26 protein-coding genes are annotated in these 24,292 nt (G+C 66.9%); 12 read left to right on the top strand and 14 right to left on the bottom strand.

Annotated features, from left to right (window positions below):
- Positions 1-180: 180 nt before the first annotated feature.
- Together E8P82_RS01615 and E8P82_RS01610 are read left to right on the top strand one after the other, a co-directional pair.
- Positions 181-1,218, top strand: a complete 1,038-nt coding sequence (locus E8P82_RS01615; protein WP_136452728.1) for a lantibiotic dehydratase C-terminal domain-containing protein — start codon at positions 181-183, stop codon at positions 1,216-1,218.
- Positions 1,211-1,399 (top strand): hypothetical protein, encoded by a 189-nt coding sequence (locus E8P82_RS01610; protein WP_136452727.1) that lies wholly within the window; start codon positions 1,211-1,213, stop codon positions 1,397-1,399. The genes E8P82_RS01615 and E8P82_RS01610 overlap by 8 nt, the downstream gene beginning before the upstream one ends.
- Before the next feature lie 39 nt (positions 1,400-1,438).
- Here E8P82_RS01610 and E8P82_RS01605 read toward each other — a convergent pair whose 3' ends face one another.
- Positions 1,439-1,981: a hypothetical protein gene (locus E8P82_RS01605; protein ID WP_425455969.1), complete on the bottom strand. Its 543-nt coding sequence runs from the start codon at positions 1,979-1,981 to the stop codon at positions 1,439-1,441.
- Positions 1,982-2,051: 70 nt separating this feature from the next.
- On the opposite strand from E8P82_RS01605, the gene E8P82_RS01600 reads away from it, so the two are divergent.
- Complete coding sequence (locus E8P82_RS01600) at positions 2,052-2,642, top strand: TetR/AcrR family transcriptional regulator (protein ID WP_136452726.1); 591 nt, start codon at positions 2,052-2,054, stop codon at positions 2,640-2,642.
- Positions 2,643-2,656: 14 nt separating this feature from the next.
- Here E8P82_RS01600 and E8P82_RS01595 read toward each other — a convergent pair whose 3' ends face one another.
- Together E8P82_RS01595 and E8P82_RS01590 are read right to left on the bottom strand one after the other, a co-directional pair.
- Complete coding sequence (locus tag E8P82_RS01595) at positions 2,657-2,962, bottom strand: transcriptional regulator (protein WP_136452725.1); 306 nt, start codon at positions 2,960-2,962, stop codon at positions 2,657-2,659.
- The gene (locus E8P82_RS01590) at positions 2,959-3,417 is read right to left on the bottom strand and encodes a hypothetical protein (RefSeq protein WP_136452724.1); all 459 of its coding nucleotides are present in this window, start codon (positions 3,415-3,417) and stop codon (positions 2,959-2,961) included. The genes E8P82_RS01595 and E8P82_RS01590 overlap by 4 nt, the downstream gene beginning before the upstream one ends.
- Positions 3,418-3,577: 160 nt before the next feature.
- On the opposite strand from E8P82_RS01590, the gene E8P82_RS01585 reads away from it, so the two are divergent.
- Both E8P82_RS01585 and E8P82_RS01580 read left to right on the top strand, forming a co-directional pair.
- Positions 3,578-3,817 carry a hypothetical protein gene (locus E8P82_RS01585; RefSeq protein ID WP_136452723.1) on the top strand — a complete coding sequence of 80 codons (240 nt, stop codon included), beginning with the start codon at positions 3,578-3,580 and terminating at the stop codon, positions 3,815-3,817.
- Entirely contained in the window at positions 3,817-4,374 is a 558-nt protein-coding gene (locus E8P82_RS01580; RefSeq protein ID WP_136452722.1) for a hypothetical protein, read from the top strand. Before E8P82_RS01585 ends, E8P82_RS01580 begins: the two co-directional genes overlap by 1 nt.
- A 22-nt stretch (positions 4,375-4,396) precedes the next feature.
- Here E8P82_RS01580 and ald read toward each other — a convergent pair whose 3' ends face one another.
- Positions 4,397-5,512: an alanine dehydrogenase gene (gene ald, locus E8P82_RS01575; RefSeq protein WP_136452893.1), complete on the bottom strand. Its 1,116-nt coding sequence runs from the start codon at positions 5,510-5,512 to the stop codon at positions 4,397-4,399.
- A gap of 276 nt (positions 5,513-5,788) precedes the next feature.
- Here ald and E8P82_RS01570 point away from each other — a divergent pair, with 276 nt between their 5' ends.
- Positions 5,789-7,018, top strand: coding sequence for a PucR family transcriptional regulator (locus tag E8P82_RS01570; RefSeq protein WP_136452721.1), 1,230 nt, complete (start codon positions 5,789-5,791; stop codon positions 7,016-7,018).
- Positions 7,019-7,221: 203 nt separating this feature from the next.
- On the opposite strand, the gene E8P82_RS01565 is transcribed toward E8P82_RS01570, so the two are convergent.
- Positions 7,222-8,802 carry an HNH endonuclease signature motif containing protein gene (locus tag E8P82_RS01565; protein WP_136452720.1) on the bottom strand — a complete coding sequence of 527 codons (1,581 nt, stop codon included), beginning with the start codon at positions 8,800-8,802 and terminating at the stop codon, positions 7,222-7,224.
- A gap of 194 nt (positions 8,803-8,996) precedes the next feature.
- Positions 8,997-9,395: an excisionase family DNA-binding protein gene (locus E8P82_RS01560; protein ID WP_136452719.1), complete on the bottom strand. Its 399-nt coding sequence runs from the start codon at positions 9,393-9,395 to the stop codon at positions 8,997-8,999.
- Between the two features lie 411 nt (positions 9,396-9,806).
- Here E8P82_RS01560 and E8P82_RS01555 point away from each other — a divergent pair, with 411 nt between their 5' ends.
- On the top strand, positions 9,807-10,190 hold the full coding sequence (locus E8P82_RS01555) for a DUF2256 and DUF3253 domain-containing protein (protein ID WP_136452718.1): 384 nt from the start codon (positions 9,807-9,809) through the stop codon (positions 10,188-10,190).
- Between the two features lie 37 nt (positions 10,191-10,227).
- Here E8P82_RS01555 and E8P82_RS01550 read toward each other — a convergent pair whose 3' ends face one another.
- Together E8P82_RS01550 and E8P82_RS01545 are read right to left on the bottom strand one after the other, a co-directional pair.
- A complete protein-coding gene (locus E8P82_RS01550; RefSeq protein ID WP_246020875.1) occupies positions 10,228-10,779 on the bottom strand; it encodes a DUF488 domain-containing protein in 552 nt (183 codons plus the stop codon).
- Between the two features lie 143 nt (positions 10,780-10,922).
- Positions 10,923-11,594: a uracil-DNA glycosylase family protein gene (locus E8P82_RS01545; RefSeq protein WP_246020874.1), complete on the bottom strand. Its 672-nt coding sequence runs from the start codon at positions 11,592-11,594 to the stop codon at positions 10,923-10,925.
- Positions 11,595-11,732: 138 nt separating this feature from the next.
- On the opposite strand from E8P82_RS01545, the gene E8P82_RS01540 reads away from it, so the two are divergent.
- On the top strand, positions 11,733-12,017 hold the full coding sequence (locus tag E8P82_RS01540) for an FmdB family zinc ribbon protein (protein ID WP_136452717.1): 285 nt from the start codon (positions 11,733-11,735) through the stop codon (positions 12,015-12,017).
- A gap of 48 nt (positions 12,018-12,065) precedes the next feature.
- Entirely contained in the window at positions 12,066-13,322 is a 1,257-nt protein-coding gene (gene fmdA, locus E8P82_RS01535) for a formamidase (RefSeq protein ID WP_136452716.1), read from the top strand.
- 31 nt (positions 13,323-13,353) lie between these two features.
- Here fmdA and E8P82_RS01530 read toward each other — a convergent pair whose 3' ends face one another.
- From E8P82_RS01530 to E8P82_RS01505, 6 genes are read right to left on the bottom strand one after another with little or no spacing between them, the layout of a single operon-like run.
- The gene (locus E8P82_RS01530; protein WP_211096772.1) at positions 13,354-14,187 is read right to left on the bottom strand and encodes an HpcH/HpaI aldolase family protein; all 834 of its coding nucleotides are present in this window, start codon (positions 14,185-14,187) and stop codon (positions 13,354-13,356) included.
- A complete protein-coding gene (hpaH, locus tag E8P82_RS01525) occupies positions 14,172-14,957 on the bottom strand; it encodes a 2-oxo-hept-4-ene-1,7-dioate hydratase (protein ID WP_136452715.1) in 786 nt (261 codons plus the stop codon). The genes E8P82_RS01530 and hpaH overlap by 16 nt, the downstream gene beginning before the upstream one ends.
- Positions 14,958-14,991: 34 nt before the next feature.
- On the bottom strand, positions 14,992-16,071 hold the full coding sequence (gene hpaD, locus E8P82_RS01520) for a 3,4-dihydroxyphenylacetate 2,3-dioxygenase (protein ID WP_136452714.1): 1,080 nt from the start codon (positions 16,069-16,071) through the stop codon (positions 14,992-14,994).
- Positions 16,072-16,114: 43 nt separating this feature from the next.
- A complete protein-coding gene (gene hpaE, locus E8P82_RS01515) occupies positions 16,115-17,647 on the bottom strand; it encodes a 5-carboxymethyl-2-hydroxymuconate semialdehyde dehydrogenase (RefSeq protein ID WP_136452713.1) in 1,533 nt (510 codons plus the stop codon).
- Positions 17,644-18,339: a GntR family transcriptional regulator gene (locus E8P82_RS01510; RefSeq protein ID WP_246020873.1), complete on the bottom strand. Its 696-nt coding sequence runs from the start codon at positions 18,337-18,339 to the stop codon at positions 17,644-17,646. Before E8P82_RS01510 ends, hpaE begins: the two co-directional genes overlap by 4 nt.
- Positions 18,332-19,810, bottom strand: a complete 1,479-nt coding sequence (locus E8P82_RS01505) for a fumarylacetoacetate hydrolase family protein (RefSeq protein ID WP_136452712.1) — start codon at positions 19,808-19,810, stop codon at positions 18,332-18,334. The genes E8P82_RS01510 and E8P82_RS01505 overlap by 8 nt, the downstream gene beginning before the upstream one ends.
- A gap of 282 nt (positions 19,811-20,092) precedes the next feature.
- On the opposite strand from E8P82_RS01505, the gene E8P82_RS01500 reads away from it, so the two are divergent.
- The 3 genes from E8P82_RS01500 (at position 20,093) to E8P82_RS01490 (ending at position 24,265) form a co-directional block, all read left to right on the top strand.
- Positions 20,093-22,003 (top strand): FAD-binding monooxygenase, encoded by a 1,911-nt coding sequence (locus tag E8P82_RS01500; RefSeq protein WP_136452711.1) that lies wholly within the window; start codon positions 20,093-20,095, stop codon positions 22,001-22,003.
- Entirely contained in the window at positions 22,000-22,734 is a 735-nt protein-coding gene (locus E8P82_RS01495) for an IclR family transcriptional regulator (protein WP_136452710.1), read from the top strand. Before E8P82_RS01500 ends, E8P82_RS01495 begins: the two co-directional genes overlap by 4 nt.
- Positions 22,735-22,909: 175 nt before the next feature.
- Complete coding sequence (locus tag E8P82_RS01490; RefSeq protein ID WP_136452709.1) at positions 22,910-24,265, top strand: MFS transporter; 1,356 nt, start codon at positions 22,910-22,912, stop codon at positions 24,263-24,265.
- Positions 24,266-24,292 lie beyond the last annotated feature (27 nt).

The following is a 24,292-nucleotide window of genomic DNA, read 5'->3' as shown; positions in this document are numbered from 1 at the left end:
TGCTGGACGTGAGCATCGACTCGAGAGCCGGGCCGCGACAAGCGGAACGAATGTCTCCGACGGCCGGTCGCCGAGCAGTTGGGACTGGCCGAAGTAGAAAGGGGGTGTCGGCTCGGAGGCCGACGCCCCTCCCACAGCCCGCCCCAGCGGGAGTAATCACAGCCCGTGAAGGACACAGCCATGAGTCAGGTGACCGCTGCCCGAACCGCCTCTCGGACGGTCGTCGCAACTCAGTGGTGGCATGTGTCGCTCTCGACGGGTGGCTTCGATGCAGTGGACGGCATCATTGAAGAGCTGATTACCCCGCTGGTGGCGCGGGCACAGAAGTACGGTGCGAAGCGCTGGTACTTCACCCGATCCAGTGCAGGGGCGTGTTCCATGGGCGGTGTCGAACTCAGTATTCATGCCCACCCCCGCGTCCTCGAGCGGCTACGCAGCTTTCACGAAGCGCGGCTCAGCACTCGGTCCGGGACAGTGCCCGTGCACGCTCACCAGTACCTCACGACGCCTGCGAGTGAGACGTACTACGCCGGTGGTCAGCGGATGGCCGATCCCCGGCTGGAGGCGCACCTGGTCAGGTACGGCGGCGTCGAGGGGTTGCACCTCGCCGAAGAGGTTCTCGAGCTCGGCTCCGAACTCGCCATCTGGGCCATCCGGAGATTTCCCCGGAAGCAGAGTCGATCGGCCTTCGCGGCCGTACTGCTGTTCGACGCGGCACAGAGCATGATGGCCGGTGCCCACTCAGGGAGATGGACCGAACGCCAGATCGCCTGGAGCCGGTACTGGGACAGCCACCTGCACAGGTGCACTGCCGACGCCGGGCAGCATGCTGCACGTGCCAGTGAGGCGATGACTGCTCGGGTAGCCACGAAGACCCAGGGCTTCCATGCACTCATGGTCGCGACGTCTTCCGAATCCTCGGTGCAGCGGTGGCGACGTCGTTGGTACAGGGCACTCGACACCTACCTCTACAGGGCAGAGAGGGCGTCTGTCAGCCGTAGCGCAATGCATCTGACGATGTGCCAGGCCCACATGATGCTGAACAGGCTCGGTTTCGGCTCTGGTGAGGAAGCCGCTCTCGGCCTCTACGCCCGAACCTCGGCACCGGGCGTGTCATCGGGCTGTGGATCTTCCGACCTCCAGGCTCTCAGGCTCGACGCAGGTCGACCGAACCCCCGATTGATCGAGCTCCCGAACAAAGGACAGCACCATGAATGACGCGAATTCCGCCACGGCTCGCGCCGGGATTGCACCATCGGCGGCTTCTGGAGTTTCGTCCGAGACCGCCGACCTGCTGGAGACCGAGGACGTGCTCGAGCCGCGCAGTGACCCTCGTCGGCACGGCGCCACCCATGATGATCTTCGGGATGCCGCCTGGGCCGACCAGCTCTGGCGCTGAGCTCACCGCTGGGTCTGCCGGTCCCTCCACGGGGCATGGTCAGGCCGTGAGGGGCTGCTTCCTGGGCCAGATGGTGTAGCTGACCGCCCAGAGGAGATCGACCACGAAGACGATGCCGAGAATCGGGTAGAAGCCGGTCAGAGCCTCCGTCCTGGCGGCGTCGTCCACCAGGACGGTGAGGAGCTGGAGGAACCCTGCGGCGATCAGTACGGCGATGATCGTGCGCACCACGTCCTTCCAGCACTCCTGGGCATAGCGGGTGCCGTAGTGACGAGTGGGCCGCGGGCCCCCGCCGAATCGGTGGGCGAAGCGCGCATCCGCCCAATCGATCATCCTGTGTCCGTAGGCGATCGAGATACCCAGGTACACGGCGGCGAGACCATGGACGAAGGTGGCAGTGGCTCCAGCGCGGAGATCCAGGACCGTAGCGGTCAAGAGGATCAGGTCGACCAGCGGTGTCAGCGCCAGGAGGACAAGCCCGGCGCGCCGCTTGCCGAGCAGGTACCTGACCATCAACCCAGCAATGATCAGCACCCAGAAACCGATCTCGCAGGCGATGATGACGACAAGGATCACGTTCATGATGTCTCCTCTTGGTAGCACGGGTGTGCTTCCAAGAACAAGCTAACACACTCGTGCTAGTTTGTTTCCTGTGCCGAAGAGAATCGACCGCGACGCGAGGAAGGCCCAGTTCGCCGAAGCGGTCTGGCGAATCATTCTCGATCGGGGAATCAGTGCCGTCTCCATTCGCACGGTCGCGGAGCAGGCGTCAGTGGCGGTCGGCTCCCTGCGTCACGTCTTCCCCACCAGGGCGGAGCTTCTGCGCTTCTCCGCCGAACTCATGCTGCAGAGGGCGCGGGACCGGATCCTCTCCACGGAAGCGCTGGAGGATCCCGAACAGTACGCCCTCGAGATCGCGAAGAACCTGCTGCCGTTGCACCCGGACAGTCGGGCCGAACTGGAGATCAACATCGCCCTGATCGCCGAGAGTCCGGCGCTCCCTGAGCTGGTGCAGCTCAGAGATGACGCCTATCAGCAGCTCGGTCAGCTGTGTGTGCGCTTGGTGGGGATACTCGCCGAGAAGCTCGGCGAGCAGGACGTTCGGGAGGAAGCGAGGCGACTGCACGCCCTGATCGACGGCGTCGCACTCCATCTACTGATGAGGCCACTCGCCGAGGACGCCGACTGGGCGATCAGGATCATCCGAGGCGAACTACACCGGATCGCCCATACCAGCGGCTGACCGCAGGGCTGTTGCTATGTCAGCGGGTGCCTGGTGAGCAATGCAGTTAGTGTCTCGCGGTGCCGGGCATATGCCGCACGGCCGGTAGGGGTGATCGTGTAGGTCGTCGTACTGCCGCGGCCACCGCCGTTCTTGCGGATGGTGACAAATCCGGCGTTGTTGAGTGCGCTCATATGTCTGGACAGATCGGAGTCGTTGAGCTCCAGCTGGTCGCGCAGGAACGTGAAGTCGCAGGACGTGCTCGCAGCAATCATGGCTATCGCGGCCAGACGTTTTGGCTGGTTCAATGTCGGCTCGAGTCCGTCGAGAAGTGAGCTCATACCAGGCGCTGCCGAACCTGCCGGGCGGCTGCGGGGTAGAGCCGGAACTCGTAGGCCCAGACCACCGCAAGTGATGCGATGAAGACGGTCGACAGCCCAGCAGCGGCGCCGACCCAGAACCAGATGGCAGCCGAGACCAGCAACGCGAGGACCGCGAGGCTCACGAAAACCGCGACGACTCGTTTGATCTCGGGAGGGGCCTCCGCCAGACGAGGCCAGGTGCCCCGTTGTGCGCGGATGGTCAGCGTCAAGGTCAGTAGGCCCGAAATGGCCACGACGAGCACACCTGCACCGAGGAGGACGTGGTCATCTTGCAGGAGCGGGAAGGATCCGGCGACGGCGGTGAAGTAGATCGCCATGGCAAGGGGGTACCAGGCAGGGGCGGGGGGAGTCTGGACGAATGGGGCAGCGGCCGCGCGATCCGCAGCCAGGAGAGCGTCCTCGATGTTTTCCATACCGGAAAGCATCACGTATTGTTGAAACTTTTGCAAGTGAAAAGCGTCGGGCGCTCGACGACGTCGACGACTATGCACTCGAGGGTTAGTGGTGGCTCGATGTTCATCTTTCATCTGCCGAACTCTGGACGCGCCACAAAAGGCAAGGCAAGCTTGCGTAATGAACCCGACATCGACAATACGAACCACTCGCACCATCCTGCTTGCCGTCGTCCTCGCAGGCCTGGGCCTGGCTGTCTTCGGATTGTTCATCGGCGTCGCCATTTCGGGGCTCGTCGTCAGCGTGATGGGCTGGCTCGCACTCATCGTCGGGGTCATCTGGCTCGCCGTGTATCTGACCCGGCGATCGACGATGCGGCGGACCGGACCATGGCGTCCCGGGGATGAGGATGCAGCCTGATGGGCGCGCAACTCGACGCGCAACTGTCGGTCGAGCTGTCCCGCCTGGCCGCACAGCGTGGGGCACAATCCACAGCCGAGGTCACCTCGCCCACTGCCGAGCAACTCCTGGCTTCCATCACCGCCTTCCAGGATCTCGCGCGTCTTGCGACCGAGCTGCAGGGACAGGCGGTACGGGCGGCACACGAGGCCGGTGTGAGCTGGACGGGGATCGGCGCGGTCCTGGGTACCTCCCGCCAGGCGGCCCAGCAGCGCTTCGATCCCCATTACCTGCCCCGGGACGATGTTCCCGGTATCACCCGGACGCTCGGCCCGGTGTCCCGTGCAGAGGAGATGCATCATCTCGCCGAGGCAGGACGACAGGGCTGGCGGCTCATCCGTTCCGCTCACGGGGAGCATGTCCTCGAGCGTGACGACCGGGCCTGGGACATCTCACGGGTCTCGGTGCTCTCCCCCCTGCCGATGCCCTCGCGCAGGAGCGGTTGGCACGCTGCCGCAACCCGCTTTCCCGACTGCTTCTACCTTCGACCACGCCACGACACCGACGCTGCCGAGTGAACCGCTCAGCCAGAGCACCTGCTCACTGCATGAGAGCCGCCCAGTCCTCGTACAGCTCGAGCTCATGGGCGGAGGAGACCGAGTGGTGCATCACCCTGCCCGCTGCCACGTTCAGGCCGCGCGCCAGTGCGGCGTCGGCCTCGAAAGCACCGCGCACACCCTTGTCCGCGAGAGCGACGGCGTAGCGGAGGGTGACGTTGGTCAGGGCGTAGGTCGAGGTGTTGGGCACAGCACCCGGCATGTTACCCACGCAGTAGAACAGGGACTCATACACCTTGAAGGTGGGGTCCTCGTGCGTGGTGACGTGGGAGTCCTCGAAGCAGCCGCCCTGGTCCACCGCGATGTCCACCAGCACGCTGCCGGGCTTCATGCGGGCCACCATGTCGTTGGTGACGAGCTTGGGTGCGCGAGCGCCAGGGATCAGGACGGAGCCGATCACGAGGTCGGCCTCCAGGACCGACTTCTCGACCTCGAGGAAGTTCGACACCACGGTCTTCACCCGGCCGGAGTAGATGGCGTCGAGTTCGCGCAGTCGATCCACATTGATGTCGAGGACGGTCACCTCGGCGCCGGAGCCGACGGCCATCGCCGTTGCATTGGTACCAGCCACGCCCGCTCCGAGGACGACCACCTTCGCCGGACGGACGCCCGCAACACCCCCGAGCAGCAGGCCGGGGCCGCCGGCCGGGGCGGTCATGACGTTCGCGCCGACCTGCACGGACAGGCGGCCGGCAACTTCCGACATCGGTGCGAGCAGCGGTAGGGCGCGCCCGTCCTGCACGGTCTCGTAGGCGATCGCCGTGACACCTGCATCGATCAGTGCATGGGTCAGCTCCGGCTCTGCCGCAAGGTGGAGATAGGTGAACAGGATCAGGTCCTTGCGGAACAGATGGTATTCCTCTGCTACGGGCTCCTTGACCTTCATGACCATGTCCGCCCGCTTCCAGACCTCCTCAGCAGATCCGACGAGTTCCGCTCCTGCGGCCTCGTACTCGTCGTCGGCGATGGTCGAGCCCACGCCCGCACCTCGCTCCACCAGGACAGTGTGGCCGTGCGCCAGCAACTCGTGGACGCCGGATGCGGTGATGGCGACGCGGAACTCGTTGTTCTTCACTTCTTTGGGGACGCCGATGATCATGAGGTTCTCCACGGGTTCGATCGGGCGGATGGGATACCCCAACAATAGGGATCGGGCGCACCCTTCCGGAGCGCAGGTCTTCCTGGCGTGCGCCGACCGCAGTATCACCTCGGGCACACCTCAGGGCATGAGATGGCGGACTTCCGCGACACAGCAAGCTCTCGCTGTCCGCTACCTCGGATCGGCGGTCCGATCATCTCGAGGCCACCTCGACAGATGTCGAAGCCAGTCGCGACAAGTGTCGCTGGAAGTGTCCGGGCCGCCTACGCTGGGACCGTGCAGAACCAGGCGATCGAGGACCTAGTGGAGTCCCTGGCGCAGCGACTCGGGCGGGGTCTGTCTCTCGAGGACCCCGACGGGGTACTGCTCGCCTACAGCAGTCACCAGTCGTCGGCCGACCGTGTCCGGGTCAATTTCCTGCTCAGCAAGAAAGTCCCGGCGGATGTCGCCGACTGGCAGCTCCGCCACGGAATCGCGGAAGCGGTCCGGCCCGTCGTCGTTCCCTCCAACGAGGCACTCGGGATGCGGGAGCGAGTCTGCGTGCCCCTGCTCGTGCGGGGTTTCCGGGTCGGCTATCTGTGGGTACAGCAGCAGTCGGACGACGATCCCGCATCAGGAATTCTCGAGGCACTGCCGACGGTCAGGAGGATGACCGATCGCCTCGCCGAACTCCTCCTCGAGACGGATGCCGCTTCGTCGGAACGCAGAGCCCGACGCGAAGAAGCCTTCCTCGGGGCGTGCGATGGGGTCCTCACGGCAGTGGAGGAGCTTCGAGGGTGGCGCGAGTTCGACGGCGACACATCCAGACGCATCGCGGTGGTCCACGAACTGTCTGCAGCGACGATGACGGGGCCAGAAGACGCGCACGAGGCGATCCTGCTGCAACGCACGCTCGCACTGCACTCGACCGTCGGTGTGCCCAGTGTCCTGTTCAGTGCCGGCGCCTCGACCCACTCGGTGCTGCTGTGCGTCCGCGACATCGCTCGAGGAGTGCTGCCGCAGGTGCTGGATCGTTACCGGGCCGAAGTCCCGAAGCGGGCGGGACGTCCGCCCGGGCGCCTGGTCCTCGGAATGAGCGAACCCGTGACCGATCCACGCGAGCTGGCAGGGGCATTCGATCAGGCGGTGCATGCCGTCCGGGCTGCGGCGGTCGACCCGGGTCTGGGCAACGTCGTCTCCTATGCCGGAATCGGCATCTACCAGTTCCTCAGTGCGCTGACGGGCCCGATCCCGGCACACCCGAGTGTCCGTTTTACCGAGTTGAGCCGTGCCGATCGCCTCGAGGAGCTCGTACCGGTCCTCGAGCTGCTCTACGACAAGAACGGTTCGGTGCAGGACATCGCTGAGCAGCTGCATCTGCACCGCAGCACCGTGTACAACCGGCTCGCGAGGATCCGAGCGATCATCGGTGTCGATCCGCTTGTCGGACCTGCCCGGCTGGAACTGCATCTCGCGCTCAAGGCCAGGAGATGGCGCTCGAGACCCCGCCTCGATCATCCAGGGTAGCCCGGTCGTCCCTACTGTTGTCAGAGGAACCGGCGGCCCAGCTTCTTTCCAAGAAGCCGGCTTACCTCCGGTGTTTCGGCGGGAACCAGTCAGCCTGTGGTACTTCCGCCGGAGTCGGTCGGCCTGTGGTGTTTCGGCGGGAACCAGTCAGCCTGTGGTACTTCCGCCGGAGTCGGCGGCCTCCGGTATTGCTGCGGAATCGGTCATGGAGAGCCTCCGAGGTCCGGTGCCACGGGCGTGCGGTAAGGTTCCCCAGCCTGTTCGGGAGCGGGGCGGGCGTCTGCCTCTTCGGACGAAGAGGGCGTGACCCGGGCACTGCGCACACCATGATCGATGTAGGAGCGCGCAAGCTGGTCATGTACTGCTTCTTCCACCTGCCAGTAGCGGTTGCGTCTGAGTGCCCGGTCGGGATCGAGGTACTTCGGCGGCTTGAACCACGGGATCCCATGGACTGGCTCGACCGACCACTGTCCTTCATGGAGCACGTGATGGTGCCAGGAGCAGAGCAGGACGCCGTCGTGGATGTTGGTGGTCCCGCCTGCTGCCCATGGAACGATGTGGTGGGCCTCGCACCAGGTGGCGGGCACCGTGCAGTCCGGAAAGGCGCAGCCTTTGTCGCGTGCGACGAGTGCCCTTCGCAGGTGGGGTGGGAAGAGACGCTGGGCACGCCCGATGTCGAGAATCTGGCCCGAGCCGCCGAGGACGAGCGGCAGGATGTCGGCGTCACACGCGAGTTCACGGATGCTTCGGGCGCTCAGTTGCTGGGCGAAGACGGAGTGGCCGTCATGTCCCAGATCGTCGATGAGGTCCTGGTAGTTGATGGTCACCATCACCTGTGGCCTGTGCCCTCCGGTTGCCGGGAGGCCGTCCCCGGCGAGTGCGATCCGGCATGCGGAGACCAGCCCGTGGAGCAGTTCCTGAGCACGCGTGGCGCGGTCAGGAGCGGCCTGTCGACCGGCGTCAGTGGGTTCCTGCGCGGTTCGATCCACAGGTCCGCCTGATCTGTCCGCCTCATCTGTTCGCGCTTCACTAGGAGTGGCGTCATCACCTCGGGAGGATCGAGGATTGGTCGCGGTGTTCATGACGGTGACAAGGTGCTCGAACTGTTCGTCGGTGGCGCCGATCTCCATGAGGTGAAGCCCGTGGTGCCTGCCGCGGAGGAAGACCCCCTGCCGTGCTCGTAGTGTCTTCTCGGTCGGCTCCTGACCGTCCTGATCGATCACGCCTTCCCACCGTCGTGCAAGGACCCGCAGGACGTCCTCGTCGGACTCGACTGCCTGGCGGGTCAGGTGGTCCTCCATGGCCTGCACCTGGTGGCGCGTGGCGACTGCGGACATGCGGTGCACGGCATCCCGGACCACTGTGGCCGCCCGACTGCTGATGGCACCGGTACTGGTTGCTGCGGCAAGAGCAGCCATGCGGGGCTCCACCGATGCTCCAGGACCAGGCATGTCGGGCACGACATCCTGTCCCAGCCTCAGTCGACGGTTCGCTTCCGAGCGACTGATGCCGATTTTGGCCCGTAGGTACTCTGCTGTGCTCCTGTAGGGCTCCTCGGTATCGGTTGTCGCGAGCTGGTGGTCCTCGGCCGCACGGGCAGCCAGCGTCTGAAGCTGGTCGACCACCTTCGAGATGCGCTCGATCATGGCAAGACATGCTGCCGCTCCCTGGTGGCTCAGAGTGAGGTAGTTCGACTCCAACTGCTGCGCGAAAGCCAGCAGATCGGAGTGCATTCCACGGAGGAAGACATCCTCGGTGCGGGGTTCGAGCATTTCGACGACCATACGAGAATTTTATCGAATACGTGTACTAATGGCGATTGCATTCAGCCAGTGTGGAGTAGTAGTGCAGAGAAACTTGTCCACAGCACGCTCAGCTTTCTTGCGCCGGCCGCAGCCCTGCGATCACCGCTCGGTGCGCGTGGCGAGCAGGCCTGATGTCGTTCCTGGTCGGAGGAGCATCGCGGCAGCCCCCGGACTCAGCGGCCCGGGGCGTCAGGGGAATGCTGCCGACGGCTCGTCTGTGCGCCGAGCCACTGCTCGACGTCGGCCCTCCGGATACGCCGGTGCGATCCGCGGTACTCCACGGCAAGGGTGCCCGCGTCGGTGAGTTTCCGGAGGTAACTGTTGGAGATGCCTGCTAGGTCGGCGGCCTGGGAGGTGGTGAGCAATTCGGCGACGGACGATACCTGGGCGGTATCGCCGTCGGACAGGCGTGCGAGCAGGTCGACGACGGCGTCCCGGGCCTCGTCGGGCAGGCGGTGCGCGGTGCCGTTCACGAAGACAGTGACGTCGGTGCTTTCCGTGAGTGCTCCGTGCAGCTTCCTCGCCTGCTCGGGCGGCAGCGCTGCAGCGGTGCGTGGGGGCCTGGCCGTCATAGGCTCATTGTGCCAGCCGGAACGGTTCCACAGCTGCCCCTGGTATCCCGTGCCTGACGGCAGTAGCGAACAGACACGAAGGCACTCCGAGAACGGTCAAGTAGCGACCGGCGCACGGTAACGGTGGTGATCCGCGCCCGGCGGCGCCGGCGAACAGTTAGGTGGCGCCGCCCGAACGATGACCAAGGCAGTCCGAGCGGTCACGGCAGCGAGCCGTGAACGGTACCGGTTGCCACCGCTGGGTGAATTTGACGGTGCCCATGAACGCTTCCCTTGCCGCATCGCTTCTCCTATGCCCATGGCAGCGACCCACGAACCGGCAGCTGATCGACATGCACCTCGGTGGTGTGCCGGAGTCGCTTCCCGGATTCCCGGACTCCCGTGGGTATGCCCCGTGGATATGCTCGGTCGATGAGCGCCACCGGGTCCACCGTGCACGAGCCGAAGGATTGCCGCTCCTGCGGACGCCGCATCGAATGGCGGAGGAAGTGGGAGCGGAACTGGGATTCGGTCGTGTACTGCAGCGACGCGTGCCGCGCGCGGAAGGTGCGAACAGTCGACGTCGAGCTGGAGGCATGGCTGCTCGCGCGGCTGAAGAACACTTCGCGGGGTGGAACGGTGGATCCGACCGACGCAGCCCAGGCCCTCGGGATGGAAGCCGAGGCACTGCGGGAGTCGGCCCGCAGTGCCGCACGCCGACTCGTCAACCGCGGACTGGCGGAGATGGTGCAGCGCGGCGTCGTCGTGGACCCGTCGACGGCGAAGGGCCCGGTGTCCCTGCGGCAACCCCGCTGAGTGCTGGGGCTGCAGGTTCCGCGCGGCGTACCCATGGTTATCCGGTAGACGGCTCGGGCTGCGCGTCGTACACGAGCTCTTCCCCCGCAACACGTACTCCCTGCGTCGGCGGATGGACGGTGAGCTTCCCACCCGGCATGAGGTGCTGCACAGTGGTACCCCTTAGCAGCGCCGCGTTGTCGGCGATGAGCCGGCGATGGCAGCGCCACCAGACCGTCTCACTGCACATGATCGCGGTCGGCGTCTCTGCGGCCTGAGCAAGGAGTGCCGTCAGCGCCGCCGTGAACTCATCGGACCTCATGTACCCGGCATACGCCCTGAAGGATTCGTTGCGGAGCACCACGTCAGGGGAGTCGGGCAGCAGCTTCCGGAACCCGCCGAGATCCTTCTCCCAGCGGTAGGCGATCCCGACTGCGGGCAGCCACTGTTCCAGGGAGTCCTTGCCGAAGTGGGGAAACTTCCTGCTCCCGGGACCGATACGCACATCGACCAGCGCCCGGACGCCGGCCTGCTGAAGCAGGTCGGCGAAAGCCTCCTGCGAGGCGGTGCCATGCCCCACCGTCATCAGGGTGTACTCCGTGTCTGCCACGGATCCACCCTATGCATCGTCCCGGGCGGAACCGACACTCGCACGAACTCATCCGCGGCCGCGGACTGCGCTGCCGTGCGGACGCACGCGTGCAGCTCGGGCACTTCCGGGATGATGACGCGTGCTCCGGCCGGCACCGACGCCTACTCGTCCGGGAGAGTTCCGGAGTGCTCGACGGCGGTGCGGACACGCGCCTGCAGCTCGGGCAGGACGTCAGTGACGAACCACGGATTCCTCGTCTGCCACCGGAAGTTCAGCGGCGAGGGGTGGACCAGCGGGAACCAGAGCGGGCCGAACCGGCGATGATCGCGCACGTTGTCCGTCAGCGTTCCGTGGCGCCCTGACGGCAGGTAGTGGAGCTGCGCGTATCGCCCGATCAGGAGGACGAGCTCGACCCGGGGCATCAGTGCGAGCAGCGGCGGATGCCACGTCGCCGCGAAGCCCTTCCGGGGCGGAAGATCGCCGCTCCGACCCCTCCCCGGGAAGTAGAAGTCCATGCCGAGGAAGGCGAACAACTCCGGAGAGCGGAACTGCTCCTCCGTCACGCCGAGCCACTCGATGAGCTTCCTGCCGCTGGCATCGTCCCACGGGATGCCGCTGGCCTGGGCCCTGTTACCGGGCGCCTGCCCGATCACCGCGATGCGTGCATCGGCGGACGCCGTATACAGCGGCTCCCAGCCCTTCTCCCGCATCGGCCGGTTGCCCTCGTCGTGGATCAGGGCATGCCTGACGGCGTCGAAGCTGTCCAGCGGAGCTATGCGCGGCTCGTCGTCGTTCTGCCCGGACGGACCCACCGGAGGACTGCTGGATTCCACGAACCCACTCTACGATTCCCGGGGATGACGATTCCCTCGCATGCTTGACCTTCCCGGAATGCCTCCCTAGGTTTGAGGCACATTGCTCCTCACCGGACACGTGTCCGCAGCTGTTTCCCGAGAGACGGAGGAAGACCGATGCCGCTCTACGACTTCCGCTGCCCCGCAGGCCATGGGACCGAAGCCTCCTTCGCGATGGCCGAGCGACCGGACGACATCGCGTGTGCGGTGTGTGGGGAGACCTCACGACGCCGGATGCCGTCCCCGCGACTGTCCATCGCCGGCAGCGCAGCGTTCGGCCTGCTCGAGTCCACCCAGCGCAGCGCCCATGAACCCGAGGTGATCTCGTCGTCGAACCCCGGCGTACGCCCACCTACCCCGACGACGTCGAACCCCCTCCACCGGAAACTTCCCCGTCCGTAGGGCCGGGCGGACAGACCCATACGCGCAGCCGACAGCAAGGGAGACATCATGCCGGAGCATCTCTTCTCACTCGATTCCAGCAAGGCCTTCAAGGATCAGGAGAAACTGGGCCACAACCGCTGGCACCCTGAGATCCCTCCCGTGGCGACGGTCAAACGGGGCGACTCCTTCCGCGTGGACTGCCGGGAGTGGTTCGACGGCGCCATCCACAACGACGACTCCGCACAGGACATCCTGGACGCGCCCCTCCTCACCGTGCACACCCTCAGTGGGCCGTTCGCCGTGGAGGGCGCCAAGCCGGGCGACCTCCTCGTGGTGGACATCCTGGATGTAGGGCCCATCCCGCAGGAGGATTCCGGTCCGCTCGCCGGGCAGGGCTGGGGGTACACCGGCATCTTCGCCAAGAACAACGGCGGAAGCTTCCTGACCGAGCAGTTCCCCGATGCGTACAAGGCCGTCTGGGACTTCAGGGGGCAGGTCGCCACCTCACGGCACGTGCCCGGTGTGGCGTTCGAGGGCATCATCCATCCCGGGTTGATGGGCACCGCCCCGTCCGCGGAACTCCTGGCGAAGTGGAACAAACGCGAGGGAGACCTCATCGCGACGGATCCCCAGCGCGTGCCGCCGCTGGCACTGCCACCCGAGGCGGACCACGCCATTCTCGGCGGTCTTCCGCGGGATCAGTGGGAGCGTGTGGGCTCGGAAGCCGGGCGCACGGCCCCACCACGGGAGAACGGCGGGAACCAGGACATCAAGAACCTGTCCAAGGGCACCCGCATCTTCTACCCGGTCTATGTGGACGGAGCCAATTTCTCCGTCGGTGATCTGCACTTCTCCCAGGGCGACGGCGAGATCACCTTCTGCGGCGGGATCGAGATGGGCGGATTCATCGATCTGTCCATCGACGTGATTCCCGGCGGGATGGAGACCTACGGGGTCACCGAGAACGCCATCTTCATGCCCGGCAGGGTGGAACCTCAGTTCAGCGAGTGGCTTGCGTTCTCCGGGACGTCGGTGACGCTCGAGGGCGAGCAGCGCTATCTCGACTCGCACCTGTCCTACCAGCGGGCCTGCCTGCACGCGATCGACTACCTCACCAAGTTCGGCTACGCCCCGGAGCAGGCCTATCTGCTGCTGGGTGCCGCGCCCATCGAGGGCAGGCTCTCGGGCGTGGTCGACATCCCGAACTCCTGCTCGACCGTGTACCTGCCGACGGCGATGTTCGACTTCGACATCCGCCCCTCCGCCGCCGGACCCGTGCAGATCGATCCGGGGATCGGAGCGCCGCGGGCCGCGAACGGCTGACGCGCGGGTTTTCGCGTCAATGCCCGGACGGTCAGTAGCTCGGCCTGAGCTCGCCACCTGACGTGCCGCTACCCGGTATGCCACCACTCGATGCAGGGACGAAGGCGGCGGCCAGGGCCTCGGATCCGCGGGCAAGCAGTGCGACATCGGCGCCCACGAGGATGAAGCGGGCACCGGCGTCGAGATAGCCGTTCGCCGTGGCAGGGGAGAAGGCATTGACGCCCGCCGGTTTCCCCGCACGGTTCGCGGCCGCCAGGCAGTGCACGACGGCGGCCCGCACTTGCGTGTGCTCCTGCTGACCCAGCACGCCCATGGATGCCGCGAGATCGGAGGGCCCCACGAAGATCGCGTCCACGCCGTCGACCGCGAGGATGTCCTCCACGGCCTCGACGGCCTCGGTCGATTCGATCTGCACCGTGATGCTGATGGTCGAGGTCGCCGTGGCGAGGTAGTCGGGCACCCTGTTCCACCGGGCTGCACGGGCCAGTGCGGAGCCCACCCCGCGGACACCGCCCGGCGGATAGCGGGTCGCGGCGACGGCGGCCTCGGCGTCGGCCACGGAGTGGACCATCGGCACGAGCAGATTCTGCACCCCGAGGTCCAGGTACTGCTTGATGAGGACCGCGTCATTGACCGGTGGCCGCACGAGGACCTGCACCGGGTAGCCGTGCACGGCCTGGAGCTGGGCGAGGATCGATTCGAGGCCGTTGGGGCTGTGCTCGGCGTCGACGAGCAGCCAGTCCAGACCCGCCCCGGCACAGATCTCGGCGACGAGCGGGCTGCCGGAGCAGACCCACATACCGGCGAGCGGCCGCTCCGCCGAGGCCAGCGCATCGCGGAAAGTCTCTCCTAGTGGAAGTGGCATGTCACGGCTCCCAGGGGTCCGTAGTCGGCGTGGATGGTGTCACCCTGACCGATCCACAGGGGCCGGGTGAAGGATCCGGCGAGGATGGTGTCGCCCGCCTTCAGGCCGTCCCCGTGTGCCGCGATCTTGTTCGCGAGCCAGTGCACGCCGGCCGCCGGGTGGTCCAGGACACCGGCGGCGACACCGGTCTCCTCCACGGTCTGGTTCCTGTACAGGATCGCGGAGATCCAGCGCAGATCGACGGCGTCGGGGCGCACCGGGCGTCCGCCCAGCACCATCGCCCCCATGGCGGCGTTGTCCGCGATGGTGTCCACGATGGTGCGGCCCTCCATCTCGATCCGCGAGTCGAGGATCTCCAGCGCCGGCAGCACCCAGTCGGTCGCGTCGAGGACGTCCACGAGCGTGCAGCCCGGGCCGGTTAGGTCGCGGCCGAGCACGAACGCGAGCTCCACCTCCACGCGCGGACGGGTGTAGCGGTGCCAGCCCACCGAGGCCCCGGTCTCCAGGACCATGTCGTCGAAGATGGCACCGTAGTCGGGCTCGGTGATGCCTGTGGCCTCCTGCATGGCGCGCGAGGTCAGGCCGATCTTCCGGCCCACGAGCGTTCGGCCCGCCTCCTCGTTCCGCGTGCGCCAGAGGCGCTGGACGGCGTAGGAGTCCTCCACGGTCATGTCCGGGTAGCGCGCCGTGAGCAGGGGGACCTGGGTGTGCGTGCGGGCGGCGTCGAGCAGTTCGTCGGCGATCCGGCTGATGGTGTGCTGATCGAGCATGGGAGTGTCCTTGACCGGTCGGGGGCGGGGAGTGTCAGAGCTGGGAGCCGAGCTTGAAGCCCTCGGGCGAGCCGTCGTCGTCGCTCCTGGTGTAGGAGAAGCCGTCGGCGCCCACGGTGACCGCCATTTCACTGCGCTCGTCACGCTCGGTGACGGCTTGCGGGTTGCCGTCGAGATCGAGCACGAGGGAGGCCTCGGTGTACCAGGACGGCACGACAGCGTTGCCCCACCAGTCGCGGCGCTGGTTGTCGTGCACGTCCCAGGTGATGGTGGGGTTGTCCGGGTCGCCTGTGTAGTAGTCCTGGGTGTAGATCTCGATGCGGTGGTCGTCCGGATCCAGGATGTACAGGTAGAACGCGTTGGACACGCCGTGGCGTCCGGGTCCGCGCTCGATGCGGTCGCTGATCCGCAGGGCGCCCATCTTGTCGCAGATCTGAATGATGTTGTGCTTCTCGTGGGTGGCGAAGGCGACGTGGTGCATGCGCGGTCCGTCGCCGCCGGTCAGGGCGGTGTCGTGGACGGTCTGCTTGCGGTGCATCCAGACCGCGTACGTGACCCCGTCGGAGTCCTGGATGTCCTCGGAGACGCGGAAGCCCAGGTCCTCCAGATACGCCCGGCCCCTCGGCACGTCCGGGGTGACCTGGTTGAAGTGGTCGAGGCGCACCAGCTCACCGGCGGAGTAGAGATCGTAGCGCTGGGTGAGGCGTTCCACGTGCTCCACGTCGTAGAAGAACTCGTACGGGAAGCCCAGCGGATCCTCCACGCGGACGGAATCGCCGATGCCCTTCGTGAAGCCCGTAGAGCGTCGCTCGGTCCTGCAGCCCAGCTCCCGGTAGTACGCCTCCGCGGCGTCGACCTCCTCGGGGGAACGCACGCGGTAGGCGAACGCGGCGACGGCGGCCACCGGCCCCTTGCGCAGCACCAGGTTGTGGTGGATGAACTCCTCGAGGGAGCGCAGGTAGATCGCCTCGTCGTCCTCCTCGGTCACGTGCAGACCGAGCACGTCGACGTAGAAGGCGCGGGAGCGGGCCAGATCGGTGACCACGATCTCCATGTAGGCGCAGCGGACGATATCCGGTGCCGGGACGGAGGGCGTGGGGATGCTGTGGGACACGGGATTCTCTCTTCGTCGAGCGAACGGGGTGAGCTTGGGTTGGTCAGTCGGTGGCGGCAGGATCCGTGGCACCGAACCTCGGCGTGTGGACCGTACCGAGCGTGATGTGCACGGCCTGCTGGTCGGTGTAGAAGTCGATGGACCGGTAGCCACCCTCATGACCGAGCCCCGAGGCCTTCACCCCGCCGAACGGGGTGCGCAGATCGCGCACGTTGTGGCTGTTGAGCCACACCATTCCGGCCTCCACGTTCTGCGCGAACGTGTGGGCGCGGCTCAGGTCGTTCGTCCAGATGTAGGCGGCGAGCCCGTACTTCGTGTTGTTGGCCAGCTCCAGGGCTTCGGCGTCTGTGTCGAACGGGGTGAGGGCGACGACGGGGCCGAAGATCTCCTCCTGGAAGATGCGTGCCTCGGGCGCCACGTCGGCGAAGACCGTGGGTGCGATGTAGTTGCCGTGCGGGAGGTGCTCGGGGCGTCCGCCACCGGCCAGCAGCGTCCCCTCCGACTTGCCGATCTCCACGTAGGAGGCCACCTTCTCGAAGTGTTCGGGGTGGACCAGGGCGCCTACCTCGGTGCGCGGATCGTGCGGATCCCCGACCACGATCGACTTCGCCCGCGCCGCGTACTTCTCGCAGAATTCGGCGTAGACGGAACGTTCCACGAGGATGCGGGAGCCTGCCGTGCAGCGCTCGCCGTTGAGGGAGAAGACGCCGAAGAGCGCCGAGTCGATCGCAGCGTCGATGTCCGCGTCCGCGAAGACCACGCAGGGCGACTTGCCACCGAGCTCCATCGACAGGCCCTTCAGGCTCTGTGCGGCGTTGCGGAAGATGGTCTGGCCCGTGGTCGTCTCACCGGTGAAGGAGATCAGCTGGACATCGGGGTGCTTCACGAGTGCGTCCCCGGCGTCCTCGCCGAGCCCGTTGACCAGGTTGAACACGCCGTCCGGCAGTCCCGCCTCCCTGAAGATCTTCGCCCACAGGGACGCCGAGAGCGGGGTGAACTCGGCGGGCTTGAGGACCACGGTGTTGCCCGTGGCGAGCGCGGGTGCGAGCTTCCAGGATTCGAGCATGAAGGGCGTGTTCCACGGGGTGATGAGCCCGGCGACGCCGATCGGCTTGCGGTTCACGTAGTTGATCTGGGCGCCGGGGACCTTCATGGCGTCGTCGAACTGGGCCACGATGAGATCGGCGAAGAAGCGGAAGTTCTCGGCCGCGCGGAGCGCCTGGCCGCGGGACTGCGTGATCGGCAGCCCGGTGTCGAACGTCTCGAGTTCGGCGAGGCGGGACTCCTGCGCCTCGACGGCATCGGCGATCCGGTTGAGCACACGCGCCCGCTCGCGCGGCTTCATGCGTGGCCAGGGTCCGTTGGTGAACGCCTCGCGCGCTGCACGCACGGCGGCGTCGATGTCCTCCTGCTGGCCCGCTGCCGCGGTGGCGTAGGTGGTGTTGGACACCGGGTCGAGGACCTCGAACGTGGCACCACCGACCGAGTCGACGAACTCGCCGTCGATGTAGTGCTGGATGTGCGTGGGAAGGTCCTCGGGGACGTAGTGCGTGCGGGTGTCGGGTGAAGCGGTCATGGTGTCTCCTTACTGTCGTCGGCGCCGGGATCTGTACCTGTGAGGGCGAGGTAGGCGTCGAGGGTGGTGCTGCGGTGGAGGCGGGCGGCGTGTTCGACGTCGTCGGCCGGGGCTCCCGAGTCGATGAGCTGGAGCAGGGAGTCGTGTTCCCGGACCGACTCGCGTGCCCGGCGCGGGACGAAGCGGAAGGTCGACGCGCGGAGGGAGGCGAGGCGGTCCCAGCCGCGGTGGACGAGATCGAGGATGTGCGGGTTCGGGCAGTTCTCGAAGAGGATGCCGTGGAAGTCCTGGTTGAGCCGGGTGAACCGGACCGGGTCGAAGTCCTCGAGGCAGGCACGCATCTCCTCGTTCACGGCACGGGCCCGGGCGAGGTCCGCAGCGCCGATCAGGGGTGAGGAGAGAGCCGTCGCCGCCCCCTCGAGGATGCTGAGCGTCTGCATCGTGTAGAGGTACTCGGTGGGGTCGATACCTGCGACCGTCGCACCGACGTTCCGCTCGAAACTCACCAGGCCCTCGGCCTCGAGGCGCCGGATGGCCTCGCGCACGGGGACCACGCTCACGCCGAGATCCTCGGCGATCTTCCCGAGGACCAGGCGGTACCCAGGGGAGTAGGAACCGTCGAGGATGCGCTCCTTGACCGCGGCGTAGGCCTGCTCGGACTTGCTGCCGGTTCCGGTCATCGTGCTACCCATCGGCACTCCCTGCGTCGTCTTGGGCCAGGTGCTCCTCGTAGCGGGCCCGCCACTGCGCGTTCATCGGGTAGAGACCGTCCACGCCGTGGCCCTCGGAGACCATCTGCGCGATGAACTCCTCCTCACGTTCCTGGGCGAGCGCGTCATCGGCCACGCTCTGCGCCAGTGCCGGCGGGATCACGAGGATGCCGTCGGAATCCGCCACGATGACGTCCCCGGGCTGGACGGTGGTCCCGCCGCACGCGATGGTGACATCGGTGTCCCAGGGCACGTGCCTTCTGCCGAGGACGGCCGGGTGCGGGTTCGCGAACCAGGTGGGGATCTCCATCGCCGACACCGCCGCGTAGTCCCTGACTCCGCCGTCGGTGATGATCGCTGCAGCGCCGCGGACCTGGGCGCGCAGGGCCAGGATGTCCCCGATGGTCCCGGTACCCTTCTCGCCGCGGGCCTCCATGACGAGGATCTCGCCCTCGCCCACGGTGTCGATGGCGCGCTTCTGCGCATTGAAGCCGCCACCGTGGGTCTCGAAGAGATCCTCGCGGTTGGGGACGAACCGGAGGGTCCTGGCGAGTCCGACGACGCGGCGCTCGGGCCGGGTGGCCTGCAGCCCGTCGATGCTGACGTTGTTCAGCCCGCGCTTGCGCAGCTGGGAGGAGAGGGTGGCGGTGGCGACCTGCTCCAGCTTCGCCTTCAGGTCCGCGCTGAGACCGGGCTGAGCTTCCGGCAGGCCGGCGGCTTCCCGCGAGCCGTAGGCTTCCTCGCGCTGGGCGTCGTCGGCCTTCGGCCGCGCGCCGAAATCGGCGAGCGGAGTCCGGCCCTCGACCACGGCGGTGGACAGGCGGCCGGTCGATACCATGCCGCCGGTGTCGGTCACCTCGATCTCGATCGTGTCGCCGGGCTGCGCGACCGATGCGCCGGCCGGGGTCCCGGTGAGGATGATGTCGCCGGTCTCGAGCGTCAGCAGCTGGGACAGGTCGGCGATGAGGCGGGAGAAGGGGAAGAGGAGATCCTCGGTCGTGTCGTCCTGGACCAGTTCTCCGTTGAGCCAGGTGCGGATGCGCAGCCCGGCTGGATCCACGGCGCTCGCCGGGATGAGGCCGGGACCTATCGGAGTGAAGCCGTCGCCGCCCTTGGAGCGCAGATTGGAGCCCTTGTCGGCGTACCGGAGGTCGTAGACGCCGAGATCGTTGCTCGCCGTGACCCAGGCGACGTGCCGCCAGGCGTCGGCGGGCTGGATCCGGCGTCCGGGCGTTCCGATCACGAGAGCGATCTCGCCCTCGAAGCCGAGCAGTTCGCATCCGGCGGGACGTTCGACGCTCGTTCCGGAGAGGGCGAGAGAAGAGGGGGGTTTGAGGAAGTAGGAGGGCTGGGCCGGAGTGCGACCGCGCTGGGCGGCCCGGCTCGGGTAGTTGATGTGCACGGCGATGACCTTGCGGGTCGCCTGCAGGATCGAGTCGTCGAGCTGTTCCACGTGCACTCCTCGTCGAATACAAAATCGTATACGAATTTTAGGTAGATTTCTGCAGGTCGTCAAGGGTTTCCGGCGCTTCCCTTCTGATGAGCCGGTGGCGATTACTGACCCTGAGCTGACGATGTGCAGTGCGCTCGCCCCATGGCACGGGCCTTCACCCCGCCCTTGCCGACGTGTTCCCGATCACATAGCATTGCGAAGCGATAGTAGAACGCTCCGTTCGATTATCGAACTCATCGGCAGCTCAATATCGGCACGACCACGACGACGTGAGGACAGCCCGTGCAATTCCACCACCACGGATACGTTTCCGGTGATCCCCGGATCCAGCCGGCAGCGGGTGTCGGCGTCGACCGTCCGCGGGAGCTTCCCGACGTCGTCGACGTCCTGATCATCGGGACGGGCCCGGCCGGCATGATCGCCGCCGCCCAGCTCTCGCAGTTCCCCGACATCACCACCCGGATCGTCGAGCGCAGGCCGGGACGGCTCGCGATCGGCCAGGCCGACGGCATCCAGGCGCGCAGCGTGGAGACCTTCCAGGCCTTCGGCTTCGCCCAGCGCATCATCGACGAGGCCTACCGCATCGTCGAGATGGCCTTCTGGAAGCCGGATCCCGACGATCCCTCGCGGATCATCCGTACGGCCCGCCCGGTCGATGATCCCGCCGGCATCAGCGAGTTCCCCCACCTGATCGTCAATCAGGCCCGCGTGCTCGACTACTTCGCGGAGTTCATGAAGAATTCCCCCACGCGCATGGAGCCCGACTACGGCTTCGAGTTCTCCGGTCTGCGGGTCGACGACGACGCCGAGTACCCGGTCGCCGTCACTCTCACCGCGACCGGCGGCGAGCATGAGGGACAGCAGCGCGTGGTCCGCGCCAAGTACGTCGTGGGTGCCGACGGTGCGCGGAGCGGTGTACGCGAGGCCATCGGCTGCACCATGAAGGGCGACCACGCCAATCATGCCTGGGGCGTGATGGACGTGGTCGCGGTGACCGACTTCCCCGACATCCGCCGCAAGTGCGCCATCCAGTCCGGCAGCGGCGGCAGCATCCTCCTGATCCCGCGGGAGGGCGGCCACCTGTTCCGCATGTACGTGGATCTGGGCGAGACGCCCCCCGACGACCGGGGAGCGGTGAGGTCCACCACCATCGATCAGATCATTGCCAAGGCCAACGAGATCCTGAGCCCCTACACCCTCGACGTCCGCAACGTCGCCTGGCACAGCGTCTACGAGGTGGGACACCGGCTCACCGACAGGTTCGACGACGTCCGCCCGGAGGACGCCGGCACCCGCACCCCGCGCGTCTTCATCACCGGCGACGCCTGCCACACGCACAGCGCCAAGGCGGGCCAGGGCATGAACGTGTCGATGCAGGACGGCTTCAACATCGGCTGGAAGCTGGGCCACGTCCTCGAGGGCCGCAGCCCGGAGACGCTGCTCGCGACGTACTCCCAGGAACGCCAGGTCGTGGCGAAGAATCTCATCGACTTCGACAAGCAGTGGTCCACGCTCATGGCGAAACGGCCGGAGGAGTTCGAGGACCCCACGGAGCTGGAGGACTTCTACGTCCGCACGGCCGAGTTCCCCGCAGGCTTCATGACGCAGTACCAGCGGTCCATGCTCGTCGCCGATGATGCACACCAGGGCCTTGCGGAGGGCTTCCCGATCGGCAAGCGCTTCAAGTCAGCGCCCGTGGTGCGCGTCTGCGACGGCGTGCCCCTCCACCTCGGGCACCACGCCACCGCGGACGGCCGATGGCGCATCTACGTCTTCGCCGACGAGGCCGAGCCCGGAGCGGCCTCGGGGGTGACGGACTTCGCACAGTGGATCGGTTCCGCCGCCGACTCACCCCTGGCGACGACGCCGGAGAATGCCGACCGCGACGCCTGGTTCGACGTGAAGGTGATCTACCAGCAGGACCACACCGCGGTGGACATCGCCCGGGTGCCGGGTGAGTTCAAACCAGCCGTCGGCCCCTTCGGCCTGACGAACTACGAGTTGGTCTACGCCGCGGATCCGGCGTCCGACATCTTCGACCTGCGCGGGATCGACCGCGCGGGTGCCGTCGTCGTCGTGCGGCCCGACCAGTACGTGGCTGCGGTCCTGCCGCTGCGCGCGACGGCGGAGCTCGGGCAGTTCTTCGCCGGTATCCTCGCGCCCGCCCCGATCCGGGCAACGGCGGCCCGATGAACGCGCTGGGTGTTGCCGACACGGCGCCCCGGACACAGGCAGGCACGCCGCCGAGCCAGACCCTCTCGCGGGGCATCCGCGTCCTCGAGATCCTGGCCGAGGCGACCGGCGCCATGACGATCGCCGACATCGCCGCGGCGCTCGGGGTGCATCGCTCCATCGCCTACCGCATCATCCGCACGCTCGAGGACCACGGCCTCGTGCTGAAGGATCCGGACGGCGGTTTCCGGATCGGTCCGGGCATGGCGAGCCTGGCGCGGGGTGTCGCCCGCGACCTGCAGTCGGTCGCTCTGCCGGAGCTCACGGCGCTGGCGGCGCGCGCGCAGATGACGGCGTTCATCGCCGTCGTGGACCGCAGGCACTGCGTCACGCTCGTCGCCGTCGAACCACCGCACGGCGAGGGGACGATCGTCCAGCGGCCCGGTTCCCGGCACCGGTTCGACGCCGGTGCCCCGGGCATCGCCATCCAGGCGGCACTCGGGAAAGCACGGTGGGAACAGCTCGCACCGGACGAGATCTTCCGCGACGAGTCGCACGCGGCAGCAGCGAAAGGGTACGCGGTGAGCTGCGACGAGGTCATTCCCGGCGTCAGCTCGGTCGCCGCGCCGATCCTGGTGCCCGGACAACTGCCCGCCGCGCTCGCCGTCGTCTATGTCAGTAGCGATCATGACGTCGCCGATCTCGGGCAACAGGTGGCGCGGACGGCTCGCGCTGTCGAGGCACTGCTGTAGCTGGTGCGGCACCTGTTTCGTGCTGCACGTCACAATCCGAACACAATTCATCAGATGATTACCGAATGAACGATCGTTCGGTAATGTTTGGGCCACCGACCAGCGGCGGGCCGCATTCGGCTGCTGCAGAGGCAGGAACCCCAGGCCCACCGACCGCAGAACACAGGAGTTTTTCATGGCCGTAGCAGCAGGGCAGCCGCAGCCCACCCGCATGAGTTCGGCGGATCGCCGGGTCCTCGCGGGCACGATGGTCGGCACCACGATCGAGTGGTACGACTTCTTCATCTTCGCGCAGGCCGCAGGACTCGTGTTCGCTGCGCTCTACTTCGGACCGCTCGAGTCGGAGAGCGCGGGTCTGGCCCAGTTGGTCTCCTGGGCCACGATCGGCATCAGCTTCTTCTTCCGCCCACTCGGAGCAATCATCGCCGGCAGGCTCGGCGACCGCATCGGACGCAAGGCCATGCTGGTGTTCACCCTGGTGCTGATGGGATCCGCCACCGCACTCATCGGGCTGCTGCCCACCTACGCGCAGATCGGTGTCTGGGCGCCCATCCTCCTGATGCTGCTGCGCATTCTCCAGGGGTTCTCCGCCGGCGGCGAGTGGGGCGGAGCTGCGCTGATGGCGGTTGAGCACGCTCCCGTGAACAAGCGCGGTTTCTGGGGCGCCTATCCGCAGATCGGCGTGCCCGTGGGCATGATCCTCGCCACCCTCGTGCTCTTCGTGCTACGCAGTTCCATGTCCGCCGAGGCGTTCCTCGAGTGGGGCTGGCGCATCCCGTTCCTGCTCTCCGTGGTCCTGATCGTCATCGGCTACTTCATCCGCTCGGCCGTCGCCGAGAGCCCCGTCTTCAAGCGCATGATCGAGCGCAAGCGCGATACCGCCACCCCGCTGCGCAATCTCATGAGGACCAACAAGCGCGAAGTGCTGCTCGCCGCCGTCATCTTCATCGGCAACAACGCCGCCGGTTATCTTGTGATCGCGTTCCTGTCCTCCTACGCACAGAGGACCCTCGGCATGCCGGCGGCACCGGTCCTCCTGGCCACGCTCCTGGCGTCCTTCGGATGGCTCGTCTTCACCCTGGTCGGCGGTGTGCTGTCCGACCGCATCGGGCGCGTCCGCACGTTCCAGATTGGTTACGGGCTGATCTTCGTCTGGATGATCCCGTTGTTCCTGCTCATCGACACCCGGAACGTATGGCTCTACGGCATCGCCATCTTCCTGCTGACCATCGGACTCGGTCTCTCCTACGGCCCCATGTCCGCGCTGTACGCGGAGATGTTCCCGGCCAGAGTGCGCTACTCCGGCATCGGCATCGGCTATGCCCTGGGCGCCATCCTCGGCGGGGCCTTCGCCCCGCTCATCGCGCAGGCACTGCTGGGCAGGACCGGCTGGTCCGGGTCGATCGCCCTCTACATCATGGCGCTGTGCGTCATCTCGTTCATCGGAGTGAGCATGGTGAAGGAGACCAGAGGTGCGCCGCTGGAGGCGGATGAGTCCCCGGCCGCCGACAAGGCCCTGAACCGCCCGTAGGTACGATCGACGCGCGACGAACGCCGC

Origin of the sequence: Arthrobacter echini (assembly GCF_004803505.1) — a bacterium.
Lineage (GTDB): Bacteria > Actinomycetota > Actinomycetes > Actinomycetales > Micrococcaceae > Arthrobacter_D > Arthrobacter_D echini.
Note: the sequence above shows the minus strand (reverse complement) of the source record. Positions and strands in the feature narration are given on the sequence as shown.

Coding starts and splice junctions, on each gene's coding strand:
- E8P82_RS01590 (WP_136452724.1), bottom strand. CDS start 3,417: ATGGAAAACATCGAGGACGCTCTCCTGGCTGCGGATCGCGCGGCCGCT.
- E8P82_RS01555 (WP_136452718.1), top strand. CDS start 9,807: ATGAGCGCCACCGGGTCCACCGTGCACGAGCCGAAGGATTGCCGCTCC.
- E8P82_RS01540 (WP_136452717.1), top strand. CDS start 11,733: ATGCCGCTCTACGACTTCCGCTGCCCCGCAGGCCATGGGACCGAAGCC.
- E8P82_RS01530 (WP_211096772.1), bottom strand. CDS start 14,187: ATGCCACTTCCACTAGGAGAGACTTTCCGCGATGCGCTGGCCTCGGCG.
- E8P82_RS01610 (WP_136452727.1), top strand. CDS start 1,211: ATGAATGACGCGAATTCCGCCACGGCTCGCGCCGGGATTGCACCATCG.
- E8P82_RS01605 (WP_425455969.1), bottom strand. CDS start 1,981: ATGAACGTGATCCTTGTCGTCATCATCGCCTGCGAGATCGGTTTCTGG.
- E8P82_RS01585 (WP_136452723.1), top strand. CDS start 3,578: ATGAACCCGACATCGACAATACGAACCACTCGCACCATCCTGCTTGCC.
- fmdA (WP_136452716.1), top strand. CDS start 12,066: ATGCCGGAGCATCTCTTCTCACTCGATTCCAGCAAGGCCTTCAAGGAT.
- hpaE (WP_136452713.1), bottom strand. CDS start 17,647: ATGACCGCTTCACCCGACACCCGCACGCACTACGTCCCCGAGGACCTT.
- E8P82_RS01490 (WP_136452709.1), top strand. CDS start 22,910: ATGGCCGTAGCAGCAGGGCAGCCGCAGCCCACCCGCATGAGTTCGGCG.
- E8P82_RS01580 (WP_136452722.1), top strand. CDS start 3,817: ATGGGCGCGCAACTCGACGCGCAACTGTCGGTCGAGCTGTCCCGCCTG.
- E8P82_RS01560 (WP_136452719.1), bottom strand. CDS start 9,395: ATGACGGCCAGGCCCCCACGCACCGCTGCAGCGCTGCCGCCCGAGCAG.
- E8P82_RS01495 (WP_136452710.1), top strand. CDS start 22,000: ATGAACGCGCTGGGTGTTGCCGACACGGCGCCCCGGACACAGGCAGGC.
- ald (WP_136452893.1), bottom strand. CDS start 5,512: ATGATCATCGGCGTCCCCAAAGAAGTGAAGAACAACGAGTTCCGCGTC.
- hpaH (WP_136452715.1), bottom strand. CDS start 14,957: ATGCTCGATCAGCACACCATCAGCCGGATCGCCGACGAACTGCTCGAC.
- E8P82_RS01510 (WP_246020873.1), bottom strand. CDS start 18,339: ATGGGTAGCACGATGACCGGAACCGGCAGCAAGTCCGAGCAGGCCTAC.
- E8P82_RS01615 (WP_136452728.1), top strand. CDS start 181: ATGAGTCAGGTGACCGCTGCCCGAACCGCCTCTCGGACGGTCGTCGCA.
- E8P82_RS01595 (WP_136452725.1), bottom strand. CDS start 2,962: ATGAGCTCACTTCTCGACGGACTCGAGCCGACATTGAACCAGCCAAAA.
- E8P82_RS01565 (WP_136452720.1), bottom strand. CDS start 8,802: ATGGTCGTCGAAATGCTCGAACCCCGCACCGAGGATGTCTTCCTCCGT.